Annotated in this window: 18 protein-coding genes and 1 pseudogene; 10 read left to right on the top strand and 9 right to left on the bottom strand. The window is 62.8% G+C overall.

From position 1 onward, the window contains the following. Positions 1-5 precede the first annotated feature (5 nt). Both PQR08_RS28260 and PQR08_RS28255 read right to left on the bottom strand, forming a co-directional pair. On the bottom strand, positions 6-569 hold the full coding sequence (locus tag PQR08_RS28260) for a CNP1-like family protein (protein ID WP_187606142.1): 564 nt from the start codon (positions 567-569) through the stop codon (positions 6-8). Between the two features lie 162 nt (positions 570-731). Beyond that, entirely contained in the window at positions 732-1,376 is a 645-nt protein-coding gene (locus tag PQR08_RS28255) for an RNA pyrophosphohydrolase (RefSeq protein ID WP_035511291.1), read from the bottom strand. 247 nt (positions 1,377-1,623) lie between these two features. Here PQR08_RS28255 and PQR08_RS28250 point away from each other — a divergent pair, with 247 nt between their 5' ends. Together PQR08_RS28250 and PQR08_RS28245 are read left to right on the top strand one after the other, a co-directional pair. Then, positions 1,624-3,360, top strand: a complete 1,737-nt coding sequence (locus PQR08_RS28250; RefSeq protein ID WP_408163047.1) for a proline--tRNA ligase — start codon at positions 1,624-1,626, stop codon at positions 3,358-3,360. Then, a complete protein-coding gene (locus tag PQR08_RS28245) occupies positions 3,360-3,959 on the top strand; it encodes a MarC family protein (RefSeq protein ID WP_187606086.1) in 600 nt (199 codons plus the stop codon). The genes PQR08_RS28250 and PQR08_RS28245 overlap by 1 nt, the downstream gene beginning before the upstream one ends. Before the next feature lie 45 nt (positions 3,960-4,004). On the opposite strand, the gene PQR08_RS28240 is transcribed toward PQR08_RS28245, so the two are convergent. Together PQR08_RS28240 and ffh are read right to left on the bottom strand one after the other, a co-directional pair. Continuing rightward, positions 4,005-4,556 (bottom strand): hypoxanthine-guanine phosphoribosyltransferase, encoded by a 552-nt coding sequence (locus PQR08_RS28240; protein ID WP_035511284.1) that lies wholly within the window; start codon positions 4,554-4,556, stop codon positions 4,005-4,007. A gap of 124 nt (positions 4,557-4,680) precedes the next feature. Next, complete coding sequence (gene ffh, locus PQR08_RS28235; RefSeq protein WP_035511281.1) at positions 4,681-6,048, bottom strand: signal recognition particle protein; 1,368 nt, start codon at positions 6,046-6,048, stop codon at positions 4,681-4,683. A gap of 110 nt (positions 6,049-6,158) precedes the next feature. Between ffh and PQR08_RS28230 the strand changes: the two genes are divergently transcribed. The 4 genes from PQR08_RS28230 (at position 6,159) to PQR08_RS28215 (ending at position 11,622) form a co-directional block, all read left to right on the top strand. After that, a complete protein-coding gene (locus PQR08_RS28230) occupies positions 6,159-7,061 on the top strand; it encodes a cytochrome C assembly family protein (RefSeq protein ID WP_408163045.1) in 903 nt (300 codons plus the stop codon). A gap of 45 nt (positions 7,062-7,106) precedes the next feature. Then, the gene (locus PQR08_RS28225; RefSeq protein ID WP_408163043.1) at positions 7,107-7,451 is read left to right on the top strand and encodes a PP0621 family protein; all 345 of its coding nucleotides are present in this window, start codon (positions 7,107-7,109) and stop codon (positions 7,449-7,451) included. Continuing rightward, positions 7,448-8,050 carry a 1,6-anhydro-N-acetylmuramyl-L-alanine amidase AmpD gene (ampD, locus tag PQR08_RS28220; protein WP_408163041.1) on the top strand — a complete coding sequence of 201 codons (603 nt, stop codon included), beginning with the start codon at positions 7,448-7,450 and terminating at the stop codon, positions 8,048-8,050. Before PQR08_RS28225 ends, ampD begins: the two co-directional genes overlap by 4 nt. A gap of 572 nt (positions 8,051-8,622) precedes the next feature. After that, positions 8,623-11,622 carry a ribonucleoside-diphosphate reductase subunit alpha gene (locus tag PQR08_RS28215; protein WP_408163039.1) on the top strand — a complete coding sequence of 1,000 codons (3,000 nt, stop codon included), beginning with the start codon at positions 8,623-8,625 and terminating at the stop codon, positions 11,620-11,622. A gap of 743 nt (positions 11,623-12,365) precedes the next feature. Here PQR08_RS28215 and PQR08_RS28210 read toward each other — a convergent pair. Beyond that, a complete protein-coding gene (locus PQR08_RS28210; RefSeq protein WP_035507765.1) occupies positions 12,366-13,763 on the bottom strand; it encodes an MFS transporter in 1,398 nt (465 codons plus the stop codon). A 122-nt stretch (positions 13,764-13,885) separates the two neighbouring features. Here PQR08_RS28210 and PQR08_RS28205 point away from each other — a divergent pair, with 122 nt between their 5' ends. The 4 genes and pseudogenes from PQR08_RS28205 (at position 13,886) to PQR08_RS28190 (ending at position 17,128) form a co-directional block, all read left to right on the top strand. Next, on the top strand, positions 13,886-14,098 hold the full coding sequence (locus PQR08_RS28205; RefSeq protein ID WP_408163037.1) for a DUF3820 family protein: 213 nt from the start codon (positions 13,886-13,888) through the stop codon (positions 14,096-14,098). Between the two features lie 681 nt (positions 14,099-14,779). After that, positions 14,780-16,012, top strand: a complete 1,233-nt coding sequence (locus PQR08_RS28200) for a ribonucleotide-diphosphate reductase subunit beta (RefSeq protein ID WP_187606080.1) — start codon at positions 14,780-14,782, stop codon at positions 16,010-16,012. Between the two features lie 103 nt (positions 16,013-16,115). Next, a pseudogene (locus PQR08_RS28195) lies at positions 16,116-16,446 on the top strand (hypothetical protein). 31 nt (positions 16,447-16,477) lie between these two features. Continuing rightward, entirely contained in the window at positions 16,478-17,128 is a 651-nt protein-coding gene (locus PQR08_RS28190) for a histone H1-like DNA-binding protein (RefSeq protein WP_035507757.1), read from the top strand. Positions 17,129-17,384: 256 nt separating this feature from the next. Here the strand turns inward: PQR08_RS28190 and PQR08_RS28185 are convergent, their stop codons facing one another. The 4 genes from PQR08_RS28185 to PQR08_RS28170 all read right to left on the bottom strand — a co-directional run bounded on the left by PQR08_RS28185 (position 17,385) and on the right by PQR08_RS28170 (position 20,925). After that, positions 17,385-17,864: an outer membrane lipoprotein gene (locus PQR08_RS28185; protein ID WP_035507755.1), complete on the bottom strand. Its 480-nt coding sequence runs from the start codon at positions 17,862-17,864 to the stop codon at positions 17,385-17,387. 17 nt (positions 17,865-17,881) lie between these two features. Next, complete coding sequence (locus PQR08_RS28180) at positions 17,882-18,820, bottom strand: carbohydrate kinase family protein (RefSeq protein WP_250484150.1); 939 nt, start codon at positions 18,818-18,820, stop codon at positions 17,882-17,884. Between the two features lie 118 nt (positions 18,821-18,938). Next, positions 18,939-19,439 (bottom strand): thiol peroxidase, encoded by a 501-nt coding sequence (gene tpx / locus PQR08_RS28175; RefSeq protein WP_035507749.1) that lies wholly within the window; start codon positions 19,437-19,439, stop codon positions 18,939-18,941. 127 nt (positions 19,440-19,566) lie between these two features. Continuing rightward, positions 19,567-20,925, bottom strand: a complete 1,359-nt coding sequence (locus tag PQR08_RS28170) for a zinc-ribbon and DUF3426 domain-containing protein (protein ID WP_250484149.1) — start codon at positions 20,923-20,925, stop codon at positions 19,567-19,569. Between the last annotated feature and the right edge of the window lie 26 nt (positions 20,926-20,951).

Genomic DNA, 20,951 nt, shown 5'->3' with positions numbered 1-20,951 from the left:
TGAAATCAGCGCAGATTGATCGAGGTCTGCGTGCGCTTGTACTGGATGTTGTTGACGATCTGCTTCGCATCGCCGGCGGGCAGCTTGCTTGCGCAGAAGTAGTCCTGATAGAGCGCCGCCTGATACGCGTTCAGCTCGCCGTTCTCGATGCGCTTGAAGTCGAACGCGGAACCCTGATCCCAACCGTTCTGATCGTCGTTGATGCTCGCGTAGCGGCGCCATTCGTAGGTGTCGCAACGAATGCCTTCGTAGTTGACGTTTCGCGCGCCCGCCGGACTCGTCGCGACGATCACATAACGCACGACGCCATCCTTGCCGACCGTGAGCGTCGTCTTGTCGACGGCGAACGTGAGCGGCGTGTTCTGCGATACGTTGAACGCGATCAGATTCGACGTTTGCGGCAGAGGCGGCATCGTGTCGATCTTATCTTCGGCCCAAGTCGACTTGCGGTCGAGGAGATAGGTGAAGACGCCGTCGTCCTGCGTGGACGGGCTCTTGTTGCTGGAGCAGCCGGCGAGCACGGCAAGCGCTGCCGCGGATGCCGCGATTACCGCGAGTGAGGCATTCACTTTCAATTGGGTCTTCCCGGAAACATGCGCGCGGGACGCGAAGCGCCCGCCCGGCGGAACAAAGCGAGACGGCACGGCGAGAAGTTCGCCGTGCCATCGATCGAAGTCGTGCTGAGTGTCAAAGTGCGCGATGAACCGCAGCGATCAGTCGTACGCCCGGTTTCACGATGAGCGCTGCACGATCAGATGCACTTCTTCGCTGACCGTGCATTCTGCCTGAACCGCCGCGCCGGAGGCAGTAACGGCAGGTGCTTCGATGGTCATCGTCTGGAGCACGCGTGGATAGCGCGGCCCATGATGCGCGGCTCGCTCGCCGCGTTCGCCGCGGGAGTTGGTTCGCCGCAGAAAGCGGGACAGCTCGGTGAGAGCCATTTGATAAACGTCGCGCTTGAACTCGATGACCGCGTCCAGCGGCACCCAATACTCGTTCCAGCGCCAGGCATCGAATTCCGGATGGTCCGTCGCACGCAGGCAGATGTCGCAATCGCGTCCCACCATGCGCAGCAGAAACCAGATCTGTTTCTGACCGCGATAGTGTCCGCGCACCTCGCGCTTGATGAACTTGTCCGGCACCTCATAACGCAGCCAGTCGCGCGTGCGACCGACAACTTTCACATGCTCCGGTAACAGGCCGGTTTCTTCGTGTAACTCCCGATACATCGCTTGCACAGGGGTCTCACCGTATTTGATGCCCCCTTGCGGAAACTGCCAGGAATGTTCACGCAGCCGCTTGCCCCAAAACACTTCGTTGCGCGCGTTCAAGAGGATGATGCCGACGTTCGGGCGAAAGCCTTCACGATCCAGCATACAGCCACCTTCAAATCCTTTAAAATTGCTTTGATTATAAACAGTTAACGGACCCCGCGCACCGGCACGAACCCGAATTCGGGGCACGTTTCCCGAGCAGGGTGCAAGGCGCTTTGCCAGGCCACGAGGAAGACGGCAAAATCTTCTTCCTTGCAAGAGCCGTCGACCGTTTCCGTCGTTCACCCTCGTTTCGCCCGCTCCGGCGCCGCAACGGCTCCGAAGCGCGCGCCGCATTTGGAAAATTTGAATGAAAGCATCCCGTTTCTTCATCGGCACCCTGAAAGAAGCTCCCGCCGACGCCGAGATCGTCAGCCACAAGCTGATGATGCGCGCCGGCATGATCCGCCGTGTCGCGGGCGGCATCTACGATTACATGCCTATCGGGCTGCGCTCGGTGCGCAAGGTCGAAGCCATCGTGCGTGAAGAGATGAACCGCGCGGGCGCGCTCGAACTGCTGATGCCCGCCGTGCAGCCCGCCGAACTGTGGCAGGAGTCGGGCCGCTGGGAGCAGTACGGTCCCGAACTGCTGCGCTTCAAGGATCGCCACGAGCGCGATTTCGTGATGGGCCCGACGCACGAGGAAGTCGTCACCGATATCGCGCGCCGCGAGATCAAGAGCTATCGCCAGTTGCCGGTGAACTTCTATCAGATTCAAACGAAGTTCCGCGACGAGATCCGCCCGCGCTTCGGCGTGATGCGCGGCCGCGAGTTCATCATGAAGGACGCCTATTCCTTCGATAAGGACCGCGACGGTCTCGCCGAGTCGTATCGCAAGATGTACGAAGCCTATGTCCGCATCTTCACGCGCATCGGTCTGGAGTTCCGCGCGGTGGCGGCGGACAACGGCTCGATCGGCGGCAGCGGCTCGCACGAGTTCCACGTGATCGCGGACACGGGCGAGGACGACATCGCCTATTGCCCGAGCTCGGACTTCGCGGCGAACGTCGAAGCCGCGGATGCGTTGCCGCTCATCGCGCAGCGCGCCGCGCCCACGGAAGAACTGAAGAAGACGCCGACGCCCGGCGCCGCGAAATGCGAGGCGGTCGCGCAGCTTCTGAACATTCCGCTCGAAAAGACCATCAAGTCGATCGTTCTCGCAACCGACAACGAAGGCGCCGAGCCCACGATCTGGCTGCTGATGTTGCGCGGTGATCATTCGCTCAACGACATCAAGACGGGCAAGCTGCCCGGCCTCGCGGGCTATCGCTTCGCGACGGAAGCCGAGATTATCGAATGGTTCGGCACGCCGCCGGGCTATCTCGGTCCGATCGGCACGAAGAAGCCGGTGCGCGTGATCGCGGATCGCACGGTCGCGAACATGAGCGATTTCGTTGTCGGCACGAACGAGGTCGATTACCACACGACCGGCGTGAACTGGGGCCGCGATCTGCCGGAGCCGGAAGTGGCGGATATTCGCAACGTCGTCGCGGGCGATCCGTCGCCGGACGGCAAGGGCACGCTCGAAATCTGCCGTGGCATCGAAGTGGGCCACGTGTTTCAGCTCGGCACGAAGTATTCGGATTCGATGGGCGCGACGTTCCTCGACGAAAACGGCAAGCCCGCGCCGATGCAGATGGGCTGCTACGGCATCGGCGTGACGCGCGTACTGGGCGCGGCGATCGAACAGAACTTCGACGACAAGGGCATCATCTGGCCGGAAGCCATCGCGCCGTTCGAAGTCGTGATCTGCCCGATGGGCTATGACCGCAGCGACGCCGTGCGCGAGCAGGCCGACAAGCTCTACGCGACGTTGCAGCAAGCGGGCATCGACGTGATCCTCGACGATCGCGGCGAGCGTCCTGGCGTGATGTTCGCGGACTGGGAACTGATCGGCGTGCCGCATCGCATCGTGATCGGCGATCGCGGGCTGAAGGAAGGCAAGCTCGAGTATCAGAGCCGTCGCGATACCGAAGCCACGCTGCTGCCCGTCGATGAAGCGGCTGACGTCGTGATGGCCAAAGTGCGGGCCGCGCTCGGGAAGTAATGCAGTACAACTTCCTGTCGGCGACGATCCTTCTGCTGCTGATCACCGATCCGCTCGGCAACATTCCGATCTTCATCAACGCGCTGCGCGGCGTCGCCAAAGAGCGGCGCCGCGTCGTGATCCTGCGGGAAGTCGCGATCGCGTTCGTGATCCTGCTGGTGTTCATGCTGGCGGGCGATCGCTTTCTGCGCGCGATGAACCTCACGGATTTGTCGTTGCGCATCGGCGGCGGGATCGTGCTGTTTCTCATCGCGCTGCGGATGATCTTTCCGCATCCCGATGGCCCGATGGGCGGCGATTCGCGCGGCGGCGAGCCGCTGATCGTGCCGCTCGCGATTCCGGCGCTGGCGGGTCCGTCCGCGCTCGCGACCGTGATGCTGCTGACTTCGCAGGCGCCCGGCAAGATGCTCGAATGGATCGGCGCGCTGACGGTGACGATGATCGTCTGCGCGATCGTGCTGATCCTCGCGGAGAAGATTCAGCAGTGGCTCGGCGAGCGTGCGGTCACGGCGTTCGAGCGGTTGATGGGACTCGTGCTCGTGGCGATTTCCGTCGAGATGATTCTCACGGGAATACGCACTTTCGTGCATCAGCTATGAAAAAAGCGGCCGAGGCCGCTTTTTTTACGTCGCTTCGAAGAGCGATTACGCGCCTTCCGTCAGCGCGCGAATCGTCGGCAAATTCCGCCAGTAACCCTTCGCATCCATCCCGCATCCGAACACGTAGCGATCCGGCACCTCGAATCCGCAGAAATCCGGGCGCAGCGGCTTCGCCTTCGGGATGATCTTTTCGCACAGCACCGCGGACAGGAACGTCTTCGCGCCCATCGCCATGATGCGGTCGCGGATCGCGGCCATCGTTTCGCCTTCGTCGAGGATGTCGTCGAGCACGAGCACGACGCGGTCCTTCACCGATTCCGCCGGCGCCACGCGCCATTGCATCTCGCTGCCGCCCTTGATGGCGTTGCGATAGCGCGTCAGGTGGATGTAATCGAACTCGAGCGGGAAGTCGAGATGCGGCAGCAGCATGCCGGTGAACACGGCCGCGCCTCCCATGACCGAGAGCACGAGCGGGAAGTCGTCTTGCGTCGCCGACTTGATGGCCGTAGCCATCTTGCCGATCGATGCGTTGACTTCGTCAGCCGTCACGATCTCTTCGGAGTGGCTGAAAATATGGAGAGCTTCTTCGCGATTCATAGGGAAAGCGGGGGAGAGGCTGACTTCTTAGTGTGGAAAAAAACGGCGGCGTGCGCCATATGATAAACCCGCGCTTCCTTCGCGTCGGGCGACGCGCGAAAACGCGGGTTCCGAGGTACTACGATCAGCGCATGCCAGGCAACATGCCCTTCATGCCGCGCATCATCTTCTGCAGATTGCCGCCCTTGAGCTTCTTCATCATGCCGCGCATCTGTTCGTACTGATTGAGCATGCGGTTGACTTCCTGAACGTGCACGCCCGCGCCCGCGGCGATGCGGCGCTTGCGCGCGGCCTTGATGAGTTCCGGCTTCGCGCGCTCCTGGAGCGTCATGGAGTTGATGATGCCTTCCATGCGGCGCATCTGCTTTTCCGCGTTGTTCATGTCCGCGCCTTGCGCGGCTTGCTGAAACTGCGCGGGCAGTTTGTCCATGAGCGACGAGAGGCCGCCCATCTTCTTCATCTGCGAGAGTTGTGCCTTGAAGTCGTTCAGGTCGAAGTCGCCGCCTTTCTTGACCTTGTCGGCGAGCTTTTGCGCCGCCTGACTGTCGACGCCGCGTTGCGCTTCCTCGACGAGCGCGAGAATGTCGCCCATGCCGAGAATCCGGTTCGCCATGCGATCCGGATGGAAGACTTCGAGCCCGTCGAGCTTTTCCGCGACGCCGACGAACTTGATCGGCTTGCCGGTGACGTGCCGCACGGAGAGCGCCGCGCCGCCGCGCGAATCGCCGTCGAGCTTCGTGAGCACGACGCCGGTGAGCGGCAGCGCGTCGTTGAACGCCTTCGCGGTGTTGACCGCGTCCTGACCGAGCATGGCATCGACGACGAAGAGCGTCTCAGCGGGCTTGAGCAGCGCGTGCAGCTCGCTGATCTCGTTCATCATCGCTTCGTCGATACCGAGGCGGCCGGCCGTATCGACGATCACGACGTCGTGATAGTGGCGCTTCGCCCAGTCGATCGCCGCGCGCGCGATGTCGGCAGGTTTCTGATCCGGCTCCGACGGGAAGAAGTCCGCGCCGACCTGCTCGGTCACCGTCTGCAACTGACGGATAGCGGCGGGGCGATACACGTCGACGGAAACGGTGAGCACCTTCTTCTTGCTCTTCTCGCGCAGAAGCTTGGCGAGCTTGCCGGTCGTGGTGGTCTTGCCCGCGCCCTGCAAACCGGCCATCAGGATGACGGCGGGCGGCGCGACGGCGAGATTCAGTTCGGCGGCCTTGCCTTCATAATCGCCGCCGATTACCGCGGTCAGTTCCTTCTGGACGACGCCGACGAGCGCCTGACCCGGCGAGAGGCTCGACACGACTTCTTCGCCGAGCGCCTTTTCCTTCACCTTCGCGATGAACTCGCGCACGACCGGCAGCGCCACGTCCGCTTCGAGCAGCGCGAGCCGCACTTCCCGCAACATCTCTTGCGTATTGGCCTCGGTGAGCCGGGCCTCGCCGCGCAGCGTCTTGACGACGCGCGCCATCCGTTGAGTGAGATTATCGAGCATGGGGGAAAGGTAGAGAATGCGGCCCTTTTTCAGCGCAAAACGACTCTGCGCCCCGCGTCGCCGCAAGGGGGAAAACGTCGCGATTCAAGGGCCTAGTGTAAACTTCGAACATGGATATTGTACTGTATGCCCTCACTGCGCTTCTCTACGGCGGACTTGCCGTAGCGGGGTGGCGCGCGCATCGCCACACGGCCGTGGAGCCGGCGCTGGCGGGCGTGCCTTCGGGCATGGCGTCGGCGCCGAAAATGTCGCCGGACATGGGTGGACTGGGCCGCGCTCTATTATTAGTAGCGTTGCTCGTGCACGGCCTCTTGCTGCACACGACGATCTTTCCCCAGAACGCGATGGTCTTCGGCTTCGCGTTCGCGCTCTCCGCGATGTTCTGGCTCGGCGCGGGCATCTACTGGATCGAAAGCTTTTTCTTTCCGCTCGACGGCCTGCGGCTGCTCGTGCTGCCGCTCGCGTGCGTGGCGTCGCTGCTGCCGCTCGTCTTCGGGGGCGTGCGCGTGCTGTCGTACTCCGCCGCGCCGATGTTCAAGCTGCACTTCCTGATCGCGAACATCGCGTACGGACTCTTCGCGATCGCTGCGCTTCATGCCGTGCTCATGCTGATGCTCGAACGCCGTCTGCAGCGCATGCGCGGCATGGCGACGCGTCATACGGGCAACGGCTGGCTCACGAGCTGGCTCGATACGCTGCCGCCGCTCCTGACGCTCGAAAAGCTGCTGTTCCGCCTGATCGCGGCCGGCTTCGTGCTGCTCACGCTCACGCTCGTGTCGGGTATCGCGTTCAACGAGCAACTGGTCGATCGCGCGCTGCGCTTCGATCACAAGACCGTGTTCGCCTTCGTCTCCTGGCTGATGTTCGGCGCGTTGCTCACCGCGCGCCGCATCTCGGGATGGCGCGGACGCGCGGCATTGCGCTGGGTGCTGGCCTCGTTCGCCGCGCTGCTGCTCGCGTATGTGGGCAGCCGCTTCGTGTTCGAAGTGCTGCTGCATCGCGCGGTCGTCTGAGCCCTGAAGGTCTGAACGGACGCACTCTTTAACGGCATTCATTCGATGCGAAATTTCTTCTTTCTGATCGTCCTCTTCTTCGTGAGCCAGTGGCTCCTGAAGAAGCTGCGCCGCGCCAACGAGCGCGCGCAACAGGGCGAGGCGCAGGCCGGCGGCGCGACCGCGGGCGGCGCCAGCGGCGCGCATCGGGCGCGCAATGGCAACGGCAACGGCACCGGCAATGGCGCGGCCGCGAGCGCGCCGCAACTTGCCGATCCGCTCATCCGTTGCGCGCAATGCGGCGTGCACACGCCGCGCAGCGAATCGATCGTCGTCGCGGGCGAGCGCTTCTGCTGCGCCGATCACGCGCGTCATTACGCGAGCCGTCCGACCGGCCGCGACGCGCGATGAACATGCACGTCGTCAGGAAAGGCGATCCGCATATCGACGCGCAAGGCTGGCTGACGAGCGCGACGCAGCTGCCGTCGCCGAACTTCGAGGCGCGTCCCGGCGACGCGGTGCCGACGCTCATCGTCGTGCACAACATCAGCCTGCCGCCCGACGATTTCACGACCAACTCGATCGCCGATTTCTTCCTCAACAAGCTCGATCACGATGCGCATCCGTACTTCGATCATCTGCGCGGCATGCGGGTGTCGGCGCACTTCGTGATCCGTCGCGACGGCGCGATCGAGCAGTTCGTCTCCTGCGACGAACGCGCGTGGCATGCGGGCGTTTCGTCGTTCTGCGGACGCGAGCGCTGCAATGATTTTTCGATCGGCATCGAGCTCGAAGGCAGCGATCGCATGCCGTTCGAGGATGCGCAATACGACGCGCTCGTCGCGCTCGTGCGCATTGTCGTGAAGCGTTATCCGATCGACGCGCTGGCCGGACATTCCGACATCGCGCCGGGCCGCAAGACGGACCCCGGTCCGCACTTCGACTGGCCGCGCCTGCGCCACGACAGCGCGCTGCCGCCTTCATTCTTCCCGTTTCAGTCCAACATCTGAGCGCTGCGTAAGGTCTTTCTCGTTGCGGCGCAGCAGGGTCGCGCGCGATGCCTTGCCGTGCTTTGCGCTAGCAAAAGTCAACCCCGCAACGCCGGACCAGAGGCAAATAAACCTTTTTGAGACTGCGCGGATGTCCACTATACTTGGTGCCGAAAGACGTACTTTGCACTATATCTTGTGTTGTTGAAGCGGCGCCCGCTCCCATGAGCCGGCGCCGCCAGCTTTCCGGCGTGGAGAAGTTTGGCTGGCCCGGGGCGATGCGCGAGACGGTTTCTCTTTGCGAGGAGAGAGGCGTCGGGCGCATCGGGCGCCAGCAAGCAGCACCGTGGAGAAGGCATGCAAGCAAGCGCGAATTGCGTCGACCGACACCGCGCGCCAACGCGGGCACCGCATGAGACGCCAATAACAATGCGGGCCGTAAGCGCCGCGATTCGTGTTTCCAGCCTGCTGTATTCACAGCCTGGCTTACCGCCAAAACACCGCGTGACCTTCATGACGAACTCGTGACGCGCGCGGCATAAGTGATAAATCCGCGGATCATCCGCACCATTCGAACACCAGGAGTTTTGCACATGCAAACCACCGACAACGCCACGACTTCATTCGAAGGCGCATCCGCACAGCCGATGGGCGGTGCGCAGGCCACGGGCGCAGCACAAGCGCTCGCGCCGAACACGACGTATGCCGACTACAAGGTCATCCGTCGCAACGGAAGCGTGGTGTCGTTCGAGCCGACGAAAATCGCGATCGCCGTGACGAAGGCGTTCATCGCCGTGAACGGCGGCCAGGGCGCGGCTTCGGCGCGCGTGCGCGAACTCGTCGAGCAACTGACGCAAGCCGTCGTGCGCGCGCTCGTGCGCAGCCGTCCGCATGGCGGCACGTTCCATATCGAAGACATTCAGGATCAGGTCGAGCTCGCGCTGATGCGCGGCGGTGAGCACAACGTCGCGCGGGCGTACGTGCTGTATCGCGAGAAGCGCACGCAGCAGCGTTCGCAAGAGCGCTCAGAAGCGCAGAACGCGCAGTCGCACGAAGGCGCGATCAACGTGACGGACAACGGCGTCACGCGCCCGCTCGATCTCGACGCGCTGAAGGCGCTGATCGTCTCCGCGTGCGCGAACCTCGGCGACGCGGTGTCCGCCGAGCCGATCGTCGCGGAAACGGTGAAGAACCTGTACGACGGCGTGCCGATGAGCCAGGTGTACGACTCGGCCATCCTCGCTGCGCGCACGATGATCGAAAAGGATCCGGCGTACAGCCAGGTCACCGCGCGCATCCTGCTGCACACGATTCGCCGCGAAATTCTCGTCGATGAAGTAACGCAAGCCGAAATGGGCGAGCGCTACGCCGAGTACTTCCCGCTCTTCATCAAGCGCGGCGTGGAAGCCGGCCTGCTCGACGACAAGCTCCAGCAATTCGACCTGAAGCGCCTCGGCGCCGCACTCGACGCGAACCGCGATCTGCAATTCGGCTACCTCGGCCTGCAGACGCTCTACGACCGCTACTTCCTGCACGTCGAAGGCACGCGCATCGAACTGCCGCAGGCATTCTTCATGCGTGTCGCGATGGGCCTGTCGCTCAACGAAATCGACCGCGAAGCGCGTGCGATCGAGTTCTACAACGTACTCTCGTCGTTCGACTTCATGTCGTCGACGCCGACGCTGTTCAACTCGGGCACGCATCGCTCGCAGTTGTCGTCGTGCTATCTGACGACCGTCGCCGACGATCTCGACGGCATCTACGAAGCGCTGAAGGAAAACGCGCTGCTCTCGAAGTTCGCGGGCGGCCTCGGCAACGACTGGACGCGCGTGCGCGCACTCGGCTCGCATATCAAGGGCACGAACGGCAAGTCGCAGGGCGTCGTGCCGTTCCTGAAGGTCGTGAACGACACGGCCGTCGCGGTGAATCAGGGCGGCAAGCGCAAGGGCGCGGTGTGCGCGTACCTGGAGTCGTGGCACCTCGACATCGAGGAGTTCCTGGAGCTGCGCAAGAACACGGGCGATGACCGTCGCCGCACGCACGACATGAACACGGCGAACTGGATTCCCGATCTGTTCATGAAGCGCGTCGTCGAAGGCGGCGACTGGACGCTGTTCTCGCCGTCGACCTGCCCGGACCTGCACGATCTGTTCGGCGCGGACTTCGAGAAGGCCTATGTGGCTTACGAAGAGAAAGCCGCGCGCGGCGAGATCAAGCTGTTCAAGAAGCTGCCGGCCGCGCAACTGTGGCGCAAGATGCTCGGCATGCTGTTCGAGACGGGCCATCCGTGGATCACATTTAAGGATCCGTGCAACGTGCGCTCGCCGCAACAGCACGTCGGCGTCGTGCATTCGTCGAACCTGTGCACGGAAATCACGCTGAACACGAGCGAGACGGAAATCGCCGTCTGCAACCTCGGCTCGGTGAACCTCGTCGCGCACATGGTGAAGCAGGCCGACGGCAGCTACGCGCTGGATCACGCGAAGTTGAAGCGCACGATCAGCGTGGCGATGCGCATGCTCGACAACGTCATCGACATCAACTACTACGCGGTGCCGAAGGCGCGTAACTCGAACCTGAAGCATCGTCCGGTCGGCATGGGCATCATGGGCTTCCAGGACTGCCTGCATCTGCTGCGCACGCCGTATGCGTCGGGCGAAGCGGTCGAGTTCGCGGATCGTTCGATGGAAGCCGTCTGCTACTACGCGTACTACGCGTCGACGGAACTGGCGGAAGAGCGCGGCCGTTACGCGACGTATCGCGGCTCGCTGTGGGATCGCGGCATTCTTCCGCAGGATTCGCTGAAGCTGCTGGCGGACGCGCGCGGCGGCTACGTCGAAGTGGATTCGTCGGAGTCGATGGACTGGGCGCAACTGCGTTCGCGCATCTCGACCTACGGCATGCGCAACTCGAACTGCGTGGCGATCGCGCCGACGGCGACGATCTCCAACATCATCGGCGTGTCGGCGTGCATCGAGCCGACATTCCAGAACCTGTACGTGAAGTCGAATCTGTCGGGCGAATTCACGGTCGTGAACGACTACCTCGTGCGTGACCTGAAGGCGCGTGGGCTGTGGGACGAAGTGATGGTGTCGGATCTGAAGTACTTCGACGGCACGCTCTCGCGCATCGACCGCATTCCGGCGGATCTCCGCGCGATCTACGCGACGGCGTTCGAAGTCGATCCGAAGTGGCTGGTCGAAGCGGCGTCGCGCCGTCAGAAGTGGATCGATCAGGCGCAGTCGCTGAACATCTACATGGCGGGCGCGTCGGGCAAGAAGCTCGACGAGGTCTACAAGCTCGCGTGGATTCGCGGCCTCAAGACCACGTATTACCTCCGTACGATGGCGGCGACGCACGTCGAGAAGTCGACGGTGGCGCACGGTGCGCTGAATGCCGTGCCGTCGGGCGATGGCGGGTCGGGCGCATCGGGTGCGCAAGGCGGGTTCGGTGGCGTGTCGGGTGGTGCGTCGAACGCGGGTGGCTTCAATGCCGCTGCAGTGGAGGCAGCGCCGGCTGCCGAAGCCGATGGTCCCGTCTGCATGATGCGTCCGGGGGATGCTGGCTTCGACGAGTGCGAGGCTTGCCAATAAGCTTGGGTTGAAGCGGTCTCTGAGGACCGGTGCCGGGTGCTTTCTTCTTCGTGAAGGGAGTCGTCGGTGCCGGTTTTTTTTCGCCGTTGGTTTCGGTGTTGTTTTCGCTGTTGTTTTCGCCGGATCCCGGTTTCGTGTCGGTCTATTGGCACTGCCCCTGTGCGGGGCGGCAGTCACTTTCTTTGCTGCTGCAAAGAAAGTAACCAAAGAAAGCAGCTCGTTCAGGCCCGCGGTCACACGCACGTTGGCCCTGCTTGCCAGCCGCCCGCGGCACTCGCCTAAGTGTCGCCCTCGAAGGACCAACCGGGCTTGGATCGCGCACGGTCTGCCGCCCGAGACGTATCAGGGCGCTGGTTCAGCACCAAATAGCTTCGGCACAGCGCTTCGCGCTGCCGTTGGGTATGCGAGGGAAACCGTCGAGAAGAAGCGCACGCGGACCCGATTAACCGGTCGGCCGCGTAGCGGGCCGGAGCTATTTGGTGCTGAACCAGTGAAGCAAGCGGCGCGATGAGTCAGACCGTGCGCGGTCCAAGCCCTTATCTGCTTGTGGGGGCACTCGCTACAGCCGGGCCATTAGGCCAATCGCCTGTGCCGCGGCCGGTGTGAAGTGCTTAGGCTGGGGATAGCTGCTTTCTTTGGTTACTTTCTTTGCAGCAGCAAAGAAAGTGACCCCTCCGCCGGGGAGGCGGCTACTGAACAAGCGGCGAGATAACGGAAGAAGCAGGACAACAGAAGCAACAACCTCACCCCCGCGTGCCACGCGAAATCTCCGTCCCTGCATCATGCGCGAGCCGCGCGGTAATCGGCATCGAAAGAAACGAGAACAACCCGACGACAACGAACGCAGGCCAGAAGTCGGACCATTGCACGCTCGCATGACCGTTCAGATATTGCGAGAGTTCGAGCGTGATCCCCGCGATGGTCACGCCAAGACCAAGCGACACCTGTTGCACGAAGCTGGCAAGGCTGGTCGCGCGCCCGACATCGCGCGTTTCGATCTCCGCATACGCGAGCGAGTTGAGGCTCGTGAACTGCAACGCAGGGAAGAAGCCGCCGAGCAGCACGACGGCCCAGATCACCCAGGTCGGCGTGCCGGGGAAGAACGTGCCGCACGCCGCGATGGCGATGCCCGACAGCGCCGCGTTATAGAAGAGCGTCTGACGGAAGCCGAAGCGATGCAGCACGCGCGACGCGAGCGAGCGCATGAACATGCCGCCAAACGCCGACGCGCAGGTGATCGCGCCGGACTTGAACGCGGTCATGCCGAGACCTTCCTGCAGCGCGAGCGGCAGAAGAAACGGCACGGCGCCGAGCCCGATGCGAAACATCGAACCGCCGAGTACGCTCGCCTGAAACGTCGGCACGCGGAAGAAGCGCAAGTCGAGCAAAGGCTTCTCCGAGCGGCGCGCGTGGATGCAGTACAGGACGACCATCAGCGCGCCGGCTACGCACATCGCGAATGCCGTGCGTTGCGGAATCAGTTCGCCGCCGACGAGCGAGAGCCCGAGCAACAGCAACACGCCCGCGCTCGCGGAGAGGAAGAAGCCGAACCAGTCGAGCCGGCCCGGATGGTCCTCGTGCGAGTTGGCGATGTAGCGGTTGGTCAGATAGATTCCGGCGATGCCGATCGGAATGTTGATGAAGAAGATCAGGCGCCAGTGCAGATAGGTGGTGATGAAGCCGCCGAGCAACGGACCGACCGCGGGTCCGAGCATTGCGGGCACCGAGAGGTAGTTCATCGCGCGAATGAACTCCGAGCGGCGCACCGAGCGGAAGATGATGATGCGGCCGACGGGCACCATCATCGCGCCGCCGACGCCCTGGATGAAGCGCGCGACGGTGAAGGGGCCGAGCGACGTGGAGGCCGCGCAGAGCAGCGAGCCGACGACGAACACGCCGATGGCCGTGCGGAACACGGCGCGTGCGCCGAAGCGGTCAGCGACCCAGCCGCAGATCGGTATGAAGACGCCGAGCCCGAGCACATAGCTCGTGACGGCGACTTTCAATGTGACGGGATCGCGTCCGAAAGCACGCGCCATTTCAGGAATCGCGGTGACGATCACATTGGCGTCGACGCTTTCCATGAACATCGCGCACGCGACGATGAGAGGGGCAATGAAAGCTTTGACGGCAAGCGGCATGGTGAATCGCGATCAACTCTTGGCGGCAAGAGCGGCGATTATGGCACCGATATGGAGCAGTCGCTGAGCGATCGAAGCGCGTTGCGTGCTGCGATGAACATTGAACGAGGAGTGAAGAAACGATGGACCCGCTGGATCTGCAACGGCTCGTCACGCAGACGATGCGCTATGGCAAGTACAAGGATCGGCTCATCGCGGATCTGCCCGGTCACTATCTCGCGTGGTTCGCGCGTGAGGGTTTTCCAGAGGGCAAGCTCGGCAAGCTGCTCGCGTTGATGCATGAGATCGACCATAACAACCTGCGCTCGCTGCTCGATCCGTTGCGAGGCCGATGAGTTTTTTCGTCGAAACGGATCGCCGCGTAAACGCGCTATAGGTTGTATCGACACGTTTTGCAAGCACAAGATATTGTGGAAACAAGAGACGCCAAATGCTAAACTTCGGCAACGAATTCGAAGCACGCGGCAGGCAAGAGCAGGCGCCTCGACGTACTTGTCCGAGGGTGTTTCGAGTGACGCGGCGCGTGTTCGATGAACAGCATCGAAGCTCATCGAAGAGCGCGAGTGAAGGTAGCAAGCCGCTCGCTTCTCGACACATGTTTTGCATCGCATCGAGTGTCGTCGAGAGACATCGATCGATGAGCGAAGCGAGTCACGCTTCGATGCGTTCGAGATCGCACACTCGACATCGAGCTCATGCTCGCAGCAAAACACGACGTGCTTCGCATCATGCATCGTGCGTCGGCCGCAAAGCACCGTGGGACAAGGCTTTCAAGACATCGATGAAGCCACGCGCAAGCACGTTGCGATGCCTTCGAAGTCACTCGATCAGGACCGCTTCACACACGATTCAACAGATGCCGCATCGAGCTTCACACACACGGCTGCGAGCCAAGTGTTGTATGCAGGTAGCAACGTCGAATCTAAATCGCATGAAAACGAGAATTTTCATGAGCAAACTCTTTTATCGCTCATGAAAAGATGGTACAAACCGATCTAAATTGATGGTGAGAATTTATGCTCAACTGGGATGACGAGACCACTGCCGTAGCTCCCTCGAGCGCTTCGCAACAGAACACGTTGCGCAACGCTCAAGGCACGGCGCAATTCGCGCAAGCTCATCAAGCTACCCATCAGACTGCTCAGGCTAACTCGACGAACATCTTCTCCGATGGCTTCGTTCCGCCCGCAGCCGCTACACCGTCCGCCGGCGTGATCGCCGCGCAGAGCGAAGCGCGCGTCAATGTCGCCGACAAGCGCATCATCAACGGCAAGACCGACGTCAATCAGCTCGTGCCGTTCAAGTACAAGTGGGCGTGGGAGAAGTACCTCGCCGGCTGTGCGAACCACTGGATGCCGCAGGAAGTGAACATGTCCCGCGACATCGCCCTGTGGAAAGACCCGAACGGTCTCTCGGACGACGAGCGTCGCGTCGTCAAGCGCAACCTCGGCTTCTTCGTCACGGCGGACTCGCTCGCCGCGAACAACATCGTGCTCGGCACGTACCGTCACATCACCGCTCCGGAGTGCCGCCAGTTCCTGCTGCGCCAGGCCTTCGAAGAGGCGATCCACACGCACGCGTATCAGTACATCGTCGAATCGCTGGGTCTCGATGAAAGCGAGATCTTCAACGCGTATCACGAGGTCAAGTCGATTCGCGACAAGGACGAGTTCCTCATTCCGTTCATCCAGACGCTGACCGATCCGGCATTCACCACCGGCACGCTGGAAGCGGACCAGAAATTGCTGAAGTCGTTGATCGTGTTCGCCTGCATCATGGAAGGTCTGTTCTTCTATGTCGGCTTCACGCAGATTCTGGCGCTGGGTCGCCAGAACAAGATGACGGGCGCGGCGGAGCAGTATCAGTACATCCTCCGTGACGAGTCGATGCACTGCAACTTCGGCATCGACCTCATCAACCAGATCAAGCTCGAAGAGCCGCAACTGTGGACCGCCGAATTCAAGGCCGAGATCCGCGAGCTCTTCAAGGAGGCGGTGGAGCTCGAATATCGCTACGCTGAAGACACCATGCCGCGCGGGGTGCTCGGCCTGAACGCGTCGATGTTCAAGAGCTACCTGCGCTTCATCTGCAACCGGCGTTGCCAGCAGATCGGGCTTGACCCGCTCTTCCCGAACGAGGAAAACCCGTTCCCGTGGATGAGCGAAATGATCGACTTGAAGAAGGAACGCAACTTCTTCGAGACACGCGTGATTGAGTATCAAACCGGCGGCGCGCTGACCTGGGAATAATAAAAATCCAGGACGTGTTGCAGACGAAATCGATGGGACGGTCAGGCAGCAGCGTGTCGCTCACGCGCGCCTGATCGACAAGGTTTAGGAGAACGGTCGCCCGATGCAAAGTGCGCCTACTGACTTGGCGAGCCGATTATCGGCACGAATGAAAGACAGGCGTTTTGCGATCCCTTCAATGGGATGGGCAAACTTCCCCCCGGAAAATGCCAGCGGCATGCGCGCTGGCTCGATCAAGCGATGGCCGGCGCCGCGAAGATGCGGTGCTGACTCAATTTGGCGCGCGGTGCCTCGGGGCACGGCGCGCCTTGCCGTATTCATTAGCGTAAGCAGGTGGGATCAGCGTACGCCGATGAATAATCCGCTTCGTAGCGTGCGCTGTGAGAGGCGACGCGTGGGAAGCGGGTTTTGACGAAGGGTGTAGTTTGAACTGACTCTCATCTGAAAACCTGAAGGAGAAAAACCATGGCAGTTGCCAAGAAAAAACCCGCCGCCAAAAAGGCTGCAGCGAAGAAAGTCACCGCAAAGAAGGCCGCACCGGCGAAGAAGGTTGCCGCCAAGAAGGTCGCTGTGAAGAAGGTTGCAGCGAAGAAAGTAGCGGCCAAGAAGGTCGCGGCGAAGAAGGTTGCAGCAAAGAAAGTGGCAACCAAGAAAGTCGCAGCAAAGAAAGTAGCGGCGAAGAAGGTTGCAGCGAAGAAGGTCGCGGCGAAGAAGGCGCCCGCGAAGAAAGCCGCTGCGAAGAAAGTCGCTACCAAGAAGGTAGCCGCGAAGAAGGCCGCAGCCAAGAAGGCGCCTGCGAAGAAGGCCGCGGCGAAGAAGGCGCCCGCGAAGAAGGCCGCAGCGAAGAAGGCCGCTGCGAAAAAGGCTCCTGCGAAAAAGGCTGCTGCGAAGACCGCAGCCGCTGCGCCTGCCCCTGCTGCCGCTCCCGCTGCGAAGAAGGCCCCCGCGAAAAAAGCTCCGGCCAAGAAGGCCGCTGCTGCGAAGAAGACTACGGCTGCTGCTCCCGCAACGACGGCAACGACCGTATCGGCGCCTGCTCCGGCTCCGGCCGCTGCGGTCAAGACGGCGTTGAACCCGGCAGCGGCATGGCCGTTCCCGACGGGCAGCCGTCCGTAAGCTCTCGCAGTACGCGACACCCAGGCGCAGTGCGCTGTGCCCTTAGTCCGGGTAAGCCTACCCGGCCTGAACCCGTCGCCGGAAACCTGGCGGCGGGTTTTTCGTTTCGGCGAACGAATTTCATCGCGCGCCTGCGGCTCGTTTCGCGCGGCCAAAGAAAAAGCGCATGCATCTTTCGATACATGCGCTCGCGCCGGGCGACGTGCTCGCCTTGCGGCGGCTATTCGTCCGCCGAATACGTCAGTGCCGCCTCAGTTCAGTGAGTCACGCGCGTGACGCCACCGCTCGACAACAGACGCACCCGCTCGCCCGCCTGGAAGACTTCGCCGTTCGCGGTCTGCGTGATCGCGCGCATGTCGCCGTTATCGAGGCGCACGGTGATCTCCAGACCGTTCTTCATCGCGACGCTGTTCTCGACCGCGTTACCCGCAACAGCGCCGGCCAGCCCGCCGATGATGCCCGCGATGATCGAGCCATTGCCACCGCCGATCGCGCTGGCCGCCGCGACGCCGCCGAGCGCGCCGCCGCCGATCGTGCCGAGGCCGGTCGGCTGGCCGTTGTTCGAACTGATCTTCACGCCGCGCACGCTTTCGACGGTGGCCATGCGCACCGTTTCCTCGCGCTGCGCCTGCGACGCCGTATAAACGTCCGAAGAACTGCTGTTGTAGGCGCAGCCCGTCAGCGCGACCGAGCCGACGAGCGCCATTGCCAGCGCGATACGACTTACCGTTTTCATTCCTTCACTCCAATCACTCAGAACAGGCTGCTTCCGAAGGCCTGTTTGAAACGTTCTTCGATTTCGGCGCGCGTCGGCGCGTAGGTTTGCGGTCCCTGATGTTCGATTTTCAGCGAACCCATCAGACTCGCGAGACGACCCGTTTTCTCCCAGCCAAGCTTGTTCTCGATGCCGTACAGCAGGCCGCCGCGGAATGCGTCTCCGCAGCCGGTCGGATCGACCACCTGATGCGCCTTCACGGAGGGAACGTCGAGCACGCCATCGTCATGATAGATCTGCGCGCCGTGTTCGCCACGTGTGACGACGAGGGCATCGACACGGCTCTTGATGTCTTCGATCGACCAGCCGGTCTTGTTGCTCAACAGCTTGGCTTCGTAATCGTTGACCGCCACGTAGGTGGCGAGTTCAATCATGCGACAAAGTTCGACACCGTCGAGAATCGGCAATCCCTGGCCCGGATCGAACACGAACGGCACGCCGGCGCGGGCCAGTCCTTCGGCGTGTTCGCGCATGCCTCGCGCACCGTCGGGGGCGACGATGCCGAGCGAGATGCCGCGCGTTTCATCGGCGCGGTTCAGGTGCGATTCCATCATCGCGCCGGGGTGGAACGCGGTGATCTGGTTGTTCGCGAGATCGGTGGTGATGAAGCATTGCGCCGAGTGCTGATCGGGCAGCACGCGCACGTATTCCGTCGACAGACCGAGCGCGTCGAGCCGGTCGACGTAGAGCTGCGAATCCGCCGCGCCGAGCGTGGCCATGATCTTCGGATCGCCGCCCAGGAGCTTCAGCGCATACGCGATGTTGCCCGCGCAGCCGCCGAAGTTGCGCCGCATCGTCGGCACCAGGAAGCTGATGTTCAGCATGTGCACCTGATCCGGCAGGATATGGTCGCCGAAGCGGCCCTGGAAGGTCATGATGTTGTCGTAGGCGAGCGAGCCGCAGATGAGCGTAGCCAAGGCGAACGTCCTTAAGAATTGGTGCCGAGGAAAAAAATGCGCATACGAGGCGCGGCGAGCTTTTCACCGCGCCTCGTATGCGCGGACCGCTCCGGTCGAGAGCGGTCCGCCGAAAGAATTACTTCAGTGCGGCGAGCGCTGCGTCGTAATTCGGCTCGTTCTTGATTTCAGGCACGAGCTCCGAGTGCAGCACCTTGTTGTTCTCGTCCAGAACGACCACCGCGCGGGCCGTCAGGCCCTTGAGCGGGCCGCTCGTCACGTCGACGCCGTAGGCTTGTGCGAACTCGTGGCCGCGGAACGTCGAGGCCGTCACGACGTTTTCGATGCCTTCGGTCGTGCAGAAACGCTTCGCCGCGAACGGCAGGTCGCCCGAAACGACGACCACCACCGTGTTGTTCAGGCCGGCGGCTGCTTCGTTGAACTTGCGCGTCGAGGTGGCGCAGGTCGGCGTGTCGAGGCTCGGCACGATGTTCAGCACCTTGCGCTTGCCCGCGAAGTTCGCGAGCTTGATGTCGCCGAGATCGGCGCCGACGAGCGTGAATTCGGACGCTTGCTGGCCTGCGCCCGGAAAGGTGCCGCTGACGTCGATGGGATTGCCGCCGAGGGTAACTTGACTCATGTTGCGCTCCAGAGAATTGTCAGATGCTGACGGGAAAATCGCGCGTGCCGAGCCGTGAGGGCAGGGACGCGCGTCGTGTGGCACTCGGTTCGGAGCCTTGCGCGCGATGAACGGCGCGAGGCCGTGATCACGGATAAAAGACCTGAACCCGGTAATTCGCGGCGACCGCGTCGCCGGTATCCAGCCGGACGACGACCGGCTGCGCGCTTTGCGGCGGAAGGCCGACGGCGAATATCGTACCCGCTCGCGCGTAATCTTGCGGCCAGAGCACGCGACGGATCGCGACGTTGTTCTTGTCGTCGAGCAGTGTGAGTTCGAGCGCCGGATACGCAAGCGCGACATCCAGCCGATTGCGCAGCGACAGCTTCAATTCGAGCTTGTGCGGACCGTCGACCTGACGCAGACCGGAGCTCTCGATCTGCAATCCGTCGATGTCGCGCGGCGGCGAGATCGTGCAGCCGATCTGATCGCAGACGTCCGAATAGAGCGCATGCGAGGCGGGCACGAAGACCATCACGGATTCGCGTTGCCACCACGCGAGCTGCACGAGCAACAGCAACCCCAGCAGCACGGCGACGATGATGCCCACCACGCGCATGGCTTTCCCCGAGCCGACCCGCGCCAGCGCGCGCGACTCTCGCTGCTCGCGCGATTCGCGGATGACCGGAAACGCTTCGTTCGCGCTGACACGGCGAACCGGCGCGGGCGGCTTCTTGCCGACGAAGCCCGGTTCCGCGTCGTCGCGCCATGCGGGTGCCGCGGGCGGTTCCGGCGTCGGCTGCACGGGCGGCGTGTCCTGCTCATGAACCGGTCCGATGAACGGCTCGGCGCGATCGTCGACAGGAGCGAACGGCGCAACGGGCGCAACGGGCGGCTCACCGAGCGGCGCATCGACGCCGCCTTGCGCGGAATTCGCGGCATCGGCATGCGGCGCGCCCACGCGGATGAACTGCTTCAGGCGTCCCGCTTCGCCGGGCAGCGCGGACGGCTCGTTCGCGGCATCGGATTGCGCCGGCTCAGTGCGCGGCGGTGTGGGCCGCGTCTGCCCCGAGGCACCCGCGAACGCGGGGGAATCGCCGTAGATCGTGCGTTCGCTATCCGCGCCGGAGGGTTTGGCGCCCGCCGGCAGAGAAGGCGTAGCGGCATGTCTCGCCGGCCCGGTTGCGCCGAGATCGAGATTGCGCGGTGCGAACGGCCGCGGTTTCAGCGGAGCGTCGGGCAAGGCCGTCACGTGCGCCGGCACATCGGGAGCGGGGCCGGCGCCCGAACTGGTGGTGGGGCCGACGGCGACATCATCGTCGATGATCGCGGCATGCTGAGCGACACCTGCCGCAGCCGGTTCATCGGGAAGCTCGAAGCGATGATGCGCGGCATCGAAAACTTCCTGGCAGTGGCCGCAGCGCACGCGGCCGTCGTGCGGCGCGAGCAGGTGCGGGTCCAGCTTGAACACGGTTTCGCAGTGAGGGCAGCGGGTTGCCAGCGCCATATAGAAGTGCCGTTGGCCTGACGGCC

This window comes from Caballeronia jiangsuensis, from assembly GCF_046030135.1.
In the GTDB taxonomy this organism is placed as follows: domain Bacteria; phylum Pseudomonadota; class Gammaproteobacteria; order Burkholderiales; family Burkholderiaceae; genus Caballeronia; species Caballeronia jiangsuensis.
The sequence above is the reverse complement of the archived record's forward strand: the minus strand, read 5'-3'. Positions and strand labels throughout refer to the sequence as shown.